8 protein-coding genes are annotated in these 13350 nt (G+C 44.4%); 7 read left to right on the forward strand and 1 reads right to left on the reverse strand.

The window, feature by feature from the left end; translation table 11 throughout:
• Nucleotides 1-21 precede the first annotated feature (21 nt).
• The gene (locus C8N29_RS04800; protein WP_107864905.1) at nt 22-1902 is read right to left on the reverse strand and encodes an MFS transporter; all 1881 of its coding nucleotides are present in this window, start codon (nt 1900-1902) and stop codon (nt 22-24) included.
• Between the two features lie 185 nt (nt 1903-2087).
• Between C8N29_RS04800 and C8N29_RS04805 the strand changes: the two genes are divergently transcribed.
• The 7 genes from C8N29_RS04805 (at nt 2088) to rplT (ending at nt 13273) form a co-directional block, all read left to right on the forward strand.
• On the forward strand, nt 2088-3878 hold the full coding sequence (locus C8N29_RS04805) for an autotransporter assembly complex protein TamA (RefSeq protein ID WP_107864906.1): 1791 nt from the start codon (nt 2088-2090) through the stop codon (nt 3876-3878).
• Nucleotides 3879-7922, forward strand: coding sequence for a translocation/assembly module TamB domain-containing protein (locus C8N29_RS04810; protein ID WP_107864907.1), 4044 nt, complete (start codon nt 3879-3881; stop codon nt 7920-7922).
• Between the two features lie 213 nt (nt 7923-8135).
• The gene (locus C8N29_RS04815) at nt 8136-9716 is read left to right on the forward strand and encodes a phosphoethanolamine transferase (protein WP_107864908.1); all 1581 of its coding nucleotides are present in this window, start codon (nt 8136-8138) and stop codon (nt 9714-9716) included.
• A gap of 296 nt (nt 9717-10012) precedes the next feature.
• Nucleotides 10013-11926 (forward strand): threonine--tRNA ligase, encoded by a 1914-nt coding sequence (thrS, locus tag C8N29_RS04820; protein ID WP_107864909.1) that lies wholly within the window; start codon nt 10013-10015, stop codon nt 11924-11926.
• A gap of 94 nt (nt 11927-12020) precedes the next feature.
• The gene (gene infC / locus C8N29_RS04825) at nt 12021-12581 is read left to right on the forward strand and encodes a translation initiation factor IF-3 (protein WP_107864910.1); all 561 of its coding nucleotides are present in this window, start codon (nt 12021-12023) and stop codon (nt 12579-12581) included.
• A gap of 119 nt (nt 12582-12700) precedes the next feature.
• Nucleotides 12701-12898 (forward strand): 50S ribosomal protein L35, encoded by a 198-nt coding sequence (gene rpmI / locus C8N29_RS04830; protein WP_107864911.1) that lies wholly within the window; start codon nt 12701-12703, stop codon nt 12896-12898.
• A gap of 18 nt (nt 12899-12916) precedes the next feature.
• Complete coding sequence (rplT, locus tag C8N29_RS04835) at nt 12917-13273, forward strand: 50S ribosomal protein L20 (protein WP_107864912.1); 357 nt, start codon at nt 12917-12919, stop codon at nt 13271-13273.
• Nucleotides 13274-13350: the final 77 nt, after the last annotated feature.

Here is a 13350-nt window from a genome sequence, read left to right on the forward strand (position 1 = left end):
TAACAAAGTAACAGGTGACGGCTAACGCCAGTCACCACGTAAGGTTTGTACACGACTTTGGAGCAGCTCAGGTGTCACGTCAGTTGGCATGACAGCATTCCCTACATGAACCTCAACGGGCGAGCGTAGACGACGAGGCAGTTTACTAAACGCGGCACCGTCTTTGCGGCTACTGATGCTGCCCCACATTCCGCGTAAAGCGATTGGAATAACGGGTACAGGTGTCGTTTCAATCATGCGCATAATACCATTTTTGAAAGGATACATCTCGCCATTGTCGGTAATTCGTCCTTCGGGAAATATACACACAATTTCGCCATCTTTAAGTGCTTGGGCAATATCGGCATAGGCTTGCTCTAAAAGAGCGGGGTCTTCTTTGGCAGGGGCAATAGGAATCGCTTTGGCTGTTCTAAAAATAAAACTCAGGATGGGTGTTTTGAAAATGGTGTGATACATCACAAAGCGGGGTGGCCGCCGAATAGCTGCCGACAGAATTAACGCATCATAAAAACTGACGTGATTACACACTAAAATACATGCGCCCTCATCGGGAATATGCTGCAAGTTGGTCTTTTTAATCTTGTAAAATAAACTTAAAAATATCCATACCAAAAAGCGCATAAAAAATTCGGGGACAACACTATAAATATATAGTGAAACAATCGCACTTAAAATTGCAGTAGTCAGGAATAAATCTGAAATCGTGAATTTCAATAGGCTTAATAAAATAACTGCCATAAGGGCAGAACACACCATAAAAAAGGCATTAATAATATTATTGCCCGCAATGGTACGGGCGCGATGACTGGCTTCTGAGCGTGTTTGTACAAGGGCATATAAGGGGACAATATAAAAACCACCAAATAAGCCAATACCAAATAAATCAAAAATAACCCGATAATGAATGGGGTTATCAATAAATACCCAAAATGTGCTGGTAGCCTCAGGTTGTAAGCCATGAGTAGCAAAATATAAATCGACGCCAAAACAGGTTAAACCAATAGAGCCAAACGGAACTAAACCCAATTCTACCCGCTTGTCAGAGAGTTTTTCACACAATAAGGAGCCAATACCAATGCCGACCGAAAAAATCGTCAATAAAAAGGTGACGACATGTTCATCACCCCCTAAGACTTGTTTGGTATAGCTTGGAATTTGCGTTAAAAAAGTTGCACCATAAAACCAAAACCAAGAAATCCCCAAAATAGACAGTAATACCGTACGATTTTGGCGAATAAACTGAATATTACGCCATGTTTCCGTTATCGGATTCCAGTTAATTTTCAGGTCTTTATTGGCCGATTCAGCGCGTGGAATCTGCCAACTCGACAAAAAACCCAGTGCCGCAATCGCTAATACCGTCCATGAAACCAATTCACGGCCATCGGGTTTAATCGCAATTAAAAAGCCACCTAACATAGAGCCTAATAAAATAGCCAGTGATGTGCCTGTTTCTACTAAGGCATTACCACCAACTAATTCATTTTTGGTGAGTGTTTGCGGTAAAATGGCATATTTAATCGGGCCAAATGCGGTTGAATGTGTGCCCATTAAAAATAACGCTAACAACAGTAACGCTAACTGCTGGAAATGAAAACCAATCGCGGCAATCAACATAATGGCAATTTCGCAGCCTTTAATAATTTTTATCAGAAATGTTTTTTCGTATTTATCGGCTAATTGGCCTGCGGTTGCTGAAAATAAGAAAAAAGGTAAAATAAATAAACCAGCACACAAATTAGTTAAAATGGTTGGGTTGAGTGTGGTCATGGTGGCAGCATTAAATGCTAATAAAATAATCAGACTTTGCTTAAAGACGTTATCATTAAATGCCCCTAAGAATTGTGTACAAAAAAAAGGTAAAAATCGTTTCGTTTTTAATAAATCAAATTGATTATGCATGGCATCCGCTCTTATTTAACGCTATGTTCCCCATGGCGTGTACTGTGGCTGTAACGAAGGCATCACGAGTCCTTGTCTCAAGAGGCTAACATTTCACAGGCTTTTTGTAACTAGCTGCGTCCAAGATGACTTTATTTTGTCAAAAAATCGTTATCATTTGACGCTTGTTATGTGTGAGTGGCTATATGCGTGTTGTTGCCCTTTGTTTGCTCTTGAGTATGACCTGTAATCAGCCTGTATTGGCCAAAGAGGACTCAGAGAAAGGATTATTGGAGACCTATGTCGCCAAAATTACCAAAAAAGAGGGGGCTAAAATTGACCTACAAATTGTAGGGGTAAATGCCGATATCAAAGCCAATATAGAGTCTTACGTTGGCGAGTTAAGCGAAGATGACCTCAAAAATTGGCGCGAAACCGTCAGTCGACTCAGAAAATCGACCCGTGACGCCTTAGAGTCCGTGGGCTATTATAAGCCAGATTTAGAGTTTAGCCGTCAAAATCAGCAAGTTGTTATCACGGTTAAGTTGAACGAGCCTGTTATTATCGAAAAAATCAACTTGAATTATCAGGGGGATGCCAGTAATGACATTGCATTTACGGCATTAAGAGAAACCTTACCCATCAAAGAGCAACAAATTTTACATCACGGTAAATATGAAGCCAGTAAAGCACAAATTCAAAATATGGCCTTAGAGCGTGGTTATTTTGATGCTAAATGGCAAAACCATGAGGTCATCGTCACTCAGCCAACCCAAGTGGCAACCATTAATCTGAATTATGACAGTGGCGTGCGTTACCGTTTTGGTACGGTGAGTTTTCATCAACCGCAAAAAACAGAACTTCCTTTAGAGCAGTCCTTATTAGAAAAATTAGTACCGTTCAACGAGGGCGACGCCTATGAAGCCGATAAAATTATTAAGTTTAATAAAACCTTGTTAGATAGTCGCTATTTTAATGATGTACGGGTACGCGCTAATCCAGAATTGGCGTTAGACCAAGAAGTCCCGATTGATGTGACCTTAGTCGTCGATAGACCGAATCAATTGGATGTCGGTGCGGGTTATGCAACCGATATTGGTGCGCGTTTGAGTTTTGCTTGGCGACGTTCGCTACTCAACGAGCAAGGGCATAGCATAGAAACCACCAGCGAAATTTCACAAGTCCGTCAGTCGATTGATTTTAAGTATGGCATTCCGTGGTCACACCCTGTCAACGACACCCTACAACTGATTGCGGGGGTAAAACGAGAGGATATTGACGATGGTACGATTACCAATAATGCGATTTTAGGGGTAGAGCGCCAACGTAAACGTGAGAGCGGTTGGCAAACCAATGAGTCTATTCGCTGGAGTCGAGAGTCTTTTCGCAAAGATAATGGCGAGTCGGGGCAGAGCGATTTACTATTACCTGGTTATAGTATTAGTCGTGTCCGCACGAAGGGCAGTAGCACTGACCCCACCAGTGGCGACCGTCAATATTATCAAGTGGAGTTTGCTTCACCCGATTTGTTGTCAGATGCAGACTTATTAGCCTTGCGTGCTGGTTGGCGCATGTTGCGTACCTATTTTGACCGTCATCAATTGGGCTTGCGTGCCGATATCGGTTCTATATTAAGTGCCGACTTTGACAGCGTCCCCTTAAATATGCGTTTTTATGCAGGCGGCGACCAAAGTGTACGTGGTTATGACTATAAAAGTTTATCGCCGCGTGATGAAACAAATACCGTCGTGGGTGCCAGTAATTTAGTGTCACTGAGTAGCGAATACACCTTCAAGCTAACCAGCAAGTGGCGGGTGGCGACCTTTGTCGATATGGGCAATGCCTTTGATGCGCTGAGTGCAGGCTTAAAAACAGGGACAGGCTTAGGTGTGCGCTGGATTTCACCCGTAGGGCCTGTGCGTCTTGATTTGGCATGGGGCATCTCAGAAGCCAATCCCACGCCGCGTATTCATTTTTTTATGGGACCTGCGTTGTAAATGATGACACGCTTACGCCACGCGCTCAAAACTATCGCCAAATTTTGTTGGCGTTTGCATGGCCATTTGTGGGTGGTCGTGGCGATTTTGCTACTTGTTATCTCGATGAGTGTGTGGCGGCTGGCTCATTCCGAGTCGGGCAGTCGTTGGTTACTCGAACAGTTGGTCGCCAAACAAAAGTTGGTTAAATTGCAGTGGGTTAGCGGTAGTTTAGCCAATGGGTTGGTGCTGAAAGATTTTCGCTTTACGGGTAAAACCTTCTATTTACATGCCGATAATTTGCGCTTACATATTTCATGGGCTGGGTTACTGACAGGTCATCTGTTTGTCGACTACTTATATGGCGATGGTGTGCGTTTAGTGATGATCGCACCACCCAACTCGCAACGGACTAAACTCAAACATATTCGCTTACCGTTTCATTTGCAATTGGCACACGGAGTGTTAACAAACGCACAGATTGATAAACGTGGTGTCATCACCCCCATTCAACGGTTGGAGCTGGTGAATAGTCAATGGCAAGGGACACAATTGGATATCGGCTTTGCCGTATTTCAGCATCCCAAATTATCTACTCAGCTACACGGTAAACTGGCGTTCACAGGGGATTATCCGTTACAGGCAACAGGCAAATTACAACTCGGTTTTTGGCAACAACAACGGCTGAAACCCTTATCTGTGACCCTAGGTGGCGATTTAGGCCGTTTAGCGGTGCATCTGACAACCGATGCTAATGACATACCGATAGCAGTAGATGGTACCTTACAAGTGATTGAACCTGCGCTAGGCTATCAAGCGACAGTGCGCTGGGGAAAATTACAAGTACCGTGGTTAGCAGAGCAGCAATTCCAAAGTCGTTATGGCCAATTAGTATTACAGGGTAATAAACAAGGTTTACAAGCCCGTATTACAACCGATTTAAGTGCTAAACAGTTACCGCGTGGTGATTATCGTGCGGTGATAGAAACCGACTGGCATCATCTCCGTTTATTACCATTGCAAGCCCGCACCACCTTAGGCGGTGTATTGTCATTAACGGGGCAAGTTTCATGGCAGCCAGAACTCAAATGGGACATTAATAGTCAATGGTTAAATGTAGACTTGGCTAAAAAGTGGCCACTGCTCAAGCCCTATTTACCCGCTTTAACAGGGCAACTCCGTACCGAAGGACATAGCTCGGCTCAAGCATCTGCACTAAATTTACAAGCACAATGGCAATCACAAGAACGTTGGCAAGCCAACTTAGTGAGTCAAGGCCGTTTTTGGCATTGGCAGCAAAATCAACAATTGGATTTTTCTTGGCAACAACTCAAACGACAGCTTCCCGCAATTGGCCTGTTAGAAGCGCGAGAGGGCAAACTACACTATCAGGGGACGCCAACGTCCTATCAACTCGCGGTAGATAGTGAGTTTGCAACGCCAAAAACGCCCTTAGGTCAGTGGCAACTCAGCGCGCAGGGCAAAACCCAACAGTTGACTATTGAAAAACTGGCTTATACAGGCGTGATGGGGCAGCTTAATACGAACGGATATGTGAATTGGGCGGCAGGTCTAACATGGCAAGCCGATGTGCAGATGCAGGACTTCAACATCAGTACATGGCTGCCAGCGCAATACCCCGCACAGGTGTCTGGCTATAGTCAAACGACTGGGCATTGGTCTGCACAAAAGCGCGATTTACAATTAGCGAATACCGAATTAACGGGTACGCTTAAGGGCTTAGCGTTTCGTTTGGTTGGCGATAGTCAATACACCTTATTAACCAATCAACGGCTACCCGAAGCTGACGTCCAACAATTAGCCCTGCAATGGGGTGATAATCAAATACGTTTAGATGGTCATCTGGGACAACAATGGGATTTAACCGCCGACAGTCAATTGGCTAATTTAGCACAGCTCGATGAGCGACTTGCAGGGCAACTATCAGGTGTTGTGGTATTACAAGGTGACCAACACAGCCCCAATATCACTCTTAACTTGTGGGCAGACAATCTAAAAGCAGGCAGTTTGGCCGCTAAATCCCTCAGCGTGAGTGGAACCTTGCCTGCCTTAGGTGAGCAAGTAGGCTTTTTACAGATAACAGCCCGTGATTTAGAAGCCGCTAATCGGGTGATTCCTGATTTGGGTATCATCATCGAAGGCACGCGCTCAGCACATCATCTCACATGGCAAGTATTGGCCGAGCCTGTGATTGCCGAAGGCACTTTAGCGGGTGGTTTAGACAGTCAGTTTAATTGGCAAGGGGTGAGTGACTCTAGTACGGTTAAAGTGGGCGAGTTTTTATGGGAGCTTAGCCAACCTTTTGCGACTGTATGGACACAAACTGATAAACAGCTCAGTCTTGCAGCCCATTGTTGGCAAGCTGAACAGGCCTCCTTGTGTAATCAAGACACCTTGATAGCCAGCCCCAGTCAGATAGAGGCTAAATTAAAGCTAGATGGACTAGAGATTAGTCGTCTACATGCCTTATTCCCTGAAGGCTTAGCATGGCAAGGCACGTTGGCAGGGCAAGCCGCATTAGATTGGCGGCCAAATCAAGCCCCTAAACTGGCTATGGAGTTAGTCACTAATAATGGTGCGCTAGGGCTAGCCCGTGAAGATGAAGACCCTCTCACCTTACCGTATCATCAATTAAAACTCGCTGCACAAAGTCAAGACGATGCCAGCATCAAATTCCGTTTTGATATGCAAGCACCCAACATGGGTCAGGGCTATGTGGAAGCACGTATTAACCCCGATGAAAAACCCTATCAAATCAACGGTGCGATGGTGTTGGAGCAAGTCAACTTAGCCATATTAAAACCCTTTATGCCCGCGATGAGCCATTTGGCAGGTGAAATGAATCTGGCAGGTGGTCTGAGTGGCCCCATCACAGGCCCTGATTTTTATGGTGAATTTAGTCTTAAAGAGGGGGAAATGACCGCTAAAAATGCTCCCATCGACCTGACAAAAACACAAGTGACCGCCAGTATTCGCGGTAAAGAGGCGACTATTATTGGTCAGCTTAACAGTGGCGAAGGGGTAGCTACGCTTAAAGGGAGTTTAGATTGGCAACAAGAACCCCATCTCAAATTGGCCTTTAATGGGGATAAACTGGAGTTAAAACAAAAACCATTATTTAGGGCGGAGTTAAGTCCGCAACTGGATATTATGGTCAAGCCCTATTATGTCGATATCAAAGGTACAGCCAAAGTCGAGAATGCTTTGCTCAGGCCACAAACCTTGTCCGATAAAGCCATTCCACTCTCCGCAGATGTCAGAGTCATCGATTTAGATGCCAAAGACCGTATCAAAATTGCGAAAGCCATGCGTCAGTGGGATATTAATGCCGATATTGAACTGTTGTTAGCCGACAATGTCTTATTTCAAGGTTTTGGTTTAACCAGCAAATTGACAGGTAATCTAAAACTACAACAGCAAAAACAACGTGGCATGCAGGCGATTGGTGAAATTCAACTAGATAAAGAAGCCAAATACGAAGCCTATGGCCAAAAACTGGCGATTCGTCGTGGACAAATTTTATTTGCAGGTTCTATGGCGCAACCTGCACTAGATATTGAGGCGGTTAAAGAAGTCGATAGTAAAGTGGTCGGTGTACGTGTGGATGGCCGTGCGAATGCGCCTACCTTAACCTTATTTGCAGATACCGCCATGACCCAAGACGAAATGTTGGGTTATTTATTATTAGGACGACCACTGTATCAAGACGGGCAATTAAATACCACCAGTACAGGCAATGACAGTGCGTTATTAACGTCTGCGGCTTTAAGTTTAGGTATTAAAGGCGGACAAGGCTTGGCCAATGATATTGGCAATGCCTTTGGTGTGAAAGATGTCACCTTAGATGCTGAAGGTTCAGGCGATGATACACGTTTTACCGTGTCGGGCTATTTAAGCCCACGGTTGTATTTACGTTATGGCGTGGGCGTATTTACGCCTGTCAACAAAGTGACCTTACGTTATAAGCTCAATCAAAGTTTATATTTAGAAGCAGTTTCTTCCCTCGAAAGTGCGCTGGATTTATTTTACAATTTCAAGTTTTAGATTTTGCAGACCTCATCAGTTTTCGTGTGTTTGCTTACTAAATCCTAGTGTTTACGATGACTTATCCTCGTCGATATAAACATTTTTTCAGCAAGCTCAGTCAGATTCAACACATGAGGGGCTGTTGACGTTGTGCGTGTGCAACCACCATCAAAACGTCAACAGACCCTAGTAAACGCGAAGTCTTGTCATTAGTTTTTGATAGGTGAACGGATGCTTAATACAGTTTGGCAACAGCACAAATTAGCCATCAGTACAGCGCTTTATTTGTTGGCAATTACCTTGCCATCTACGCTTATTTCTAGCGATGGTTTTAGCAAAGCACTCTATGGCTTACTCATCGTACTGGCTGTTGTAAATCGGGCGCGTGTCTATTTTTGGTTATTATTTCCTTTTTTCGTCCTATCACATGTCGCTTTGTACTATGCACTGTTTTATCAATTACCAACCGATATTAGCTTTTGGTTTCTGATGTTTGGTACTAGCACTGCTGAAGTTGCTGATTTTATAGCACGTGCCAATAAACCATTTGTGCTAATTGCCTATGTGGCTTATGCCATTATCGGATGGTTTTGTTATAAACAGATGACAGGTCAATATTTTAATCGCCCCAACGCGCGTGGACGTTGGGCGTTAATTGCCTTGATTTTGATTCCCTTATCCTATGCACCGCGCAACACCAATCTCCGTGATTATGCCTTAGATGTCTATCGACATTTTCGTAAAGCCTATCCACAAAATTTGGTATTGGGCTATATGGCTGCGGATTTAGAAGTGCAAAAGCTCAAAGATTTAGTCCGTCAGCCGCCTAATTTTGCCCCGAATTTAACGCCTAATATCGCACAATACCCTGCAACTTATGTGTTGGTGATTGGGGAAAGCGCCCGCCGTGACCGTTTAGGTTTGTATGGATATCAGCCAAATACCACACCGAATATGAGTGCTCAACCTGATTTATTAGTCTTTCAGGATATGGTGTCCTATGGTTATAACACCTCGACGTCGATTCCTTATTTAATGACTAAAGCCCCTGATACCGAGATGAAGCCTTCATTTTTAAGTGTATTCAAACAGGCAGGTTTCAAAGTCTATTGGTTGAGTAATCAGGCGAAATACGGTGAGTTTGACTCTCTCATTTCTTCTTACGCACAAAGTGCAGATGTGGTGCAGTTTTTGAATACCCATTCTTACACCATGACCACGCCCGATAATTTTGATGAAAAATTATTGCCACTTTATCAACAAGCACTCAACGATAAGGCCGATAAAAAACTGATTGTGCTACATTTATATGGTAGTCACCCTGATTTTGAAAAGCGTTATCCTGCTTCAGCCAATAAGTTTGCCAGTGCTTATGATAATAGTATTTATTATACCGATAGGGTACTTCAGCAAATCCTAAATGGCTTACAACAACATCAAGCGATGACAGGACTGGTCTATATCAGTGACCACGGCTTGGCATTGGGGGAGTGTGGTGAGGTTGATGGCCATATTGATGCTAAAAACTCTTATGAAGTCCCGTTTTTCATGTGGTTTAACCCCCTATGGCGAGACAAAAACCCAGAAAAATACCAGCACTTAATACAAGCACAGCCAAAAGCCGTCTACACAGGGGACTTATTTGACACTCTGACCGATATCGCAGGTATTCGTTTTGCTCAGCAAGCGCTGCATCGTTCCTTTGCCAGTGCCAGCTTTCAGCGTGTACCGCGTATGGTAAAAGCAGCAACGGCTGAAATGGATTACGATAACAGTCAAACAGGGGCAGGGTGTCATCTCGTTGCCAAGTAGACAGCACAGGAAAGGCGTTGACATCTAGACGAGTTCGTTTAGACTAGCCGCTCGCCCTGCCTTGTATATTCTCTGGCAGCACACATTAAGAAACTCCCACTGGTATGGGGGATAATGTTGATAATTGACCAGAGAACAGTCTTGTTGTTGGAGCGGTCTCGACGTTATGTGACTATTGGTATTAGTCACCACTGCTAACAGATAGCCAATGAACCTATGCCGATTTACCACCTTTGCTGACGATTAATTAATGTGTCGCAGCGTGGTATGGGTTCGAATCAAAGGAAAAATTAAAAATGCCTATTATTACATTGCCAGATGGGTCTCAACGCGCATTTGACCAAGCCATTACCATTGCCGATGTCGCCGCGAATATTGGAACAGGCTTAGCGAAAGCCGCTTTAGCGGGCAAAGTGAACGGACAATTGGTCGATACCTCGTATCTCATCACCGAAGATAGTCAGTTAAGTATTATCACCGATAAAGATGCCGATGGCTTAGAGGTGTTACGTCATTCCTGTGCGCATTTATTGGCGATGGCTGTTAAAGAGTTATTTCCCAGCGCGCAAGTGACTATCGGCCCTGTGATTGATGATGGCTTTTATTATGATTTTGCCTTTGAACGTGCTTTTACAACCGACGACTTGGCAAAAATCGAAAAACGCATGGAAGAATTAGCAGCTAAAGACACTCCAGTGATTCGCTCCCTGATGTCACGAGACGAAGCTGTTCAGTTATTCGAACAAATGGGTGAACAATATAAAGTCGAAATTATTAGCAGTATTGATAGCCAGCAAGATTTATCCTTTTATCGCCAAGCCGATTTTATTGACTTGTGTCGTGGCCCCCATGTCCCATCCCTAGGCAAACTCAAAGCCTTTAAGTTAATGAAAGTCGCAGGCGCGTACTGGCGAGGTGATAGCAACAACGCCATGTTGCAACGTATTTATGGCACATGTTGGGCAAACAAAAAAGACCTTCAAGCCTATGTCACCCGCTTAGAAGAAGCGGCCAAACGCGACCATCGCAAATTAGGTAAACAGCTTGGCTTATTCCACATGCAAGAAGAAGCACCAGGCATGGTGTTTTGGCATCCTAACGGTTGGACAACCTATCAAGTGCTTGAACAATATATGCGTCAAGTACAACGCGAAAACGGTTATCTAGAGGTAAAAACCCCGCAAGTGGTTGACCGTATTTTGTGGGAAAAGTCTGGCCACTGGGCAAACTATGCCGACAATATGTTTACCACGCATTCCGAAAACCGTGATTATGCGGTAAAGCCCATGAACTGTCCTTGTCACGTACAGATTTTTAACCAAGGCTTAAAGTCGTACCGAGATTTGCCGTTACGTTTAGCTGAGTTTGGCTCTTGTCATCGTAATGAGCCGTCTGGTTCTTTACATGGTTTAATGCGCGTGCGTGGCTTTACTCAAGATGATGCCCATATCTTTTGTACTGAAGAACAAATCGGTAGCGAAGCGGCTGCCTTTATTGCCTTAACTTTGCAAGTTTACAAAGACTTTGGTTTTGACGACGTCGCCTTAAAACTGTCTACCCGTCCCGCAAAACGCGTGGGTAGCGAAGAATTATGGGACAAAGCCGAAGCGGCAATGGCCAAAGCCTTAGATGATGCAGGCTTAGCATGGGAGCTACAAGCAGGTGAAGGTGCATTTTATGGGCCTAAAATAGAATTTTCTTTAAAAGACTGTTTAGGCCGAGTTTGGCAATGTGGTACACTACAGCTCGATTTTAACTTGCCAACCCGCTTAGAGGCCAGTTTTGTTGCTGAAGACAATGGCCGTCGTCCACCGGTGATGTTACACCGAGCCATTTTAGGCTCATTCGAGCGTTTTATTGGTATTTTAATCGAACATTATGCGGGCTTATTGCCGCCGTGGTTAGCTCCTGTACAAGCGGTTGTGATGAATATTACCGACCATCAAGCCGAAGCGACAAAAAAATTCGCAAATCAGTTACAGGGTCAAGGTTTTCGCGTCTTAACTGACTTGAGAAACGAAAAAATCGGCTTTAAAATCCGCGAACGAACTTTGGAGCGTATTCCTTACTTATTGGTGGTTGGGGATCGCGAAGTTGAGCAAAATACGGTATCCGTCCGCACACGGGATGGCAAAGACTTAGGCACGATGAGCCTAGATGACTTTGCCAACAAACTCCGTGCCGATATTGCCTTACGTGGCCGTGTTTAATCGCAAAACAACCAAGCCCTGTGTCTGTACACCTTGCCCCAACCTTGAATCGTTGGGGCAACTTAGGGCTGTCATGTTTTATTGAAGTGGAGAGATGACAATTAACAACAAGCCAGAAAAACCGCAGCAAACCAAAGACGCTAAGCAGCGCGCTGCGATTAATACAGAAATCCGTGCAAAAGAAGTCCGCTTAATTGACAAAGATGGTGGACAAGTCGGTGTGGTTTCATTACGCGAAGCCTTAGCAGCCGCCGAGGCAGTACAGCTAGACTTAGTCGAAATTGTGCCTAATGCCGAACCACCTGTCTGTCGTATTATGGATTACGGTAAGCATGTATTTGAGCAAAAGCAAAAATTAAAAGATGCTAAAAAGCGCCAGCATCAAGTACAGATTAAAGAAATTAAGCTGCGTCCTGGTACAGAAGAAGCGGATTATCAAGTCAAGCTAAAAGCGTTGGTTCGTTTCTTAGAAGACGGCGACAAAGCAAAAATCACCTTGCGTTTTCGTGGACGCGAAGTGGCTCACCAAGAACTCGGTATGAAAATGTTACAGCGTATCGAAGTTGACTTGAGTGAGTTCGGGGTTGTTGAACAACACCCGAAAATGGAAGGTCGGATGATGTCTATGCTCATCGGGCCTAAGAAAAAGAAATAATTCGAAAGAATTGATTTCTTACCCTCAGGCTGAATGTCCAATTCCTGAACGGCTTTGCTCGCAAAGCATATAGGAAAAGCGACGTTTACGCTAAAAGGGTTCATTTTAACGAGGTTATTATGTCTGCTAAAATCAAGACAGTGCGTGGTGCTGCAAAGCGCTTCAAAAAAACGGCCAATGGCTTTAAGCGTAAACAAGCGTTTAAACGTCACATTCTGACCAAAAAATCGGCTAAGCGTATTCGTCAGTTACGCGGTTGTACACAGGTTGCTGCTGTGGACGTACCCTCCGTACAACGTATGTTGCCTAACACCTAATTTTTTGGAGATTAAAGAATGGCTCGTGTAAAACGTGGTGTGATTGCTCATCGTCGTCACAAAAAAATCCTTGACCGTGCAAAAGGTTACTATGGTGCGCGTTCTCGTGTATATCGTGTTGCTTTCCAAGCTGTTATTAAAGCGGGTCAATACGCCTACCGTGACCGTCGCCAAAAGAAACGCCAATTCCGTGCGTTATGGATTGCCCGTATCAATGCAGCAGCTCGCTTAAATGGTTTGTCTTACAGCCGTTTAATCAATGGCTTAAAGAAAGCGGCGGTAGAAATCGACCGTCGCGTGTTAGCTGATATTGCGGTACATGATGCTGTTGCGTTTGCTGCTTTAGCTGAAAAAGCCAAAGCCGGTCTCGCCTAAGCGTTATTGAATCAAGAGCCTAAGTGGTGACACTAAAGCTCTGAAAAAGGGGGAGGGCTAATGGCCACTTCCCCTTT

The organism is Agitococcus lubricus (genome assembly GCF_003051055.1).
In the GTDB taxonomy this organism is placed as follows: Bacteria; Pseudomonadota; Gammaproteobacteria; order Pseudomonadales; family Moraxellaceae; genus Agitococcus; species Agitococcus lubricus.

Excerpts from the sequence above, each read along its gene's own strand:
- C8N29_RS04800 (WP_107864905.1), bottom strand. The coding sequence starts at position 1,902 with ATGCATAATCAATTTGATTTATTAAAAACGAAACGATTTTTACCTTTT.
- C8N29_RS04805 (WP_107864906.1), top strand. The coding sequence starts at position 2,088 with ATGCGTGTTGTTGCCCTTTGTTTGCTCTTGAGTATGACCTGTAATCAG.
- C8N29_RS04810 (WP_107864907.1), top strand. The coding sequence starts at position 3,879 with ATGATGACACGCTTACGCCACGCGCTCAAAACTATCGCCAAATTTTGT.
- C8N29_RS04815 (WP_107864908.1), top strand. The coding sequence starts at position 8,136 with ATGCTTAATACAGTTTGGCAACAGCACAAATTAGCCATCAGTACAGCG.
- thrS (WP_107864909.1), top strand. The coding sequence starts at position 10,013 with ATGCCTATTATTACATTGCCAGATGGGTCTCAACGCGCATTTGACCAA.
- infC (WP_107864910.1), top strand. The coding sequence starts at position 12,021 with ATGACAATTAACAACAAGCCAGAAAAACCGCAGCAAACCAAAGACGCT.
- rpmI (WP_107864911.1), top strand. The coding sequence starts at position 12,701 with ATGTCTGCTAAAATCAAGACAGTGCGTGGTGCTGCAAAGCGCTTCAAA.
- rplT (WP_107864912.1), top strand. The coding sequence starts at position 12,917 with ATGGCTCGTGTAAAACGTGGTGTGATTGCTCATCGTCGTCACAAAAAA.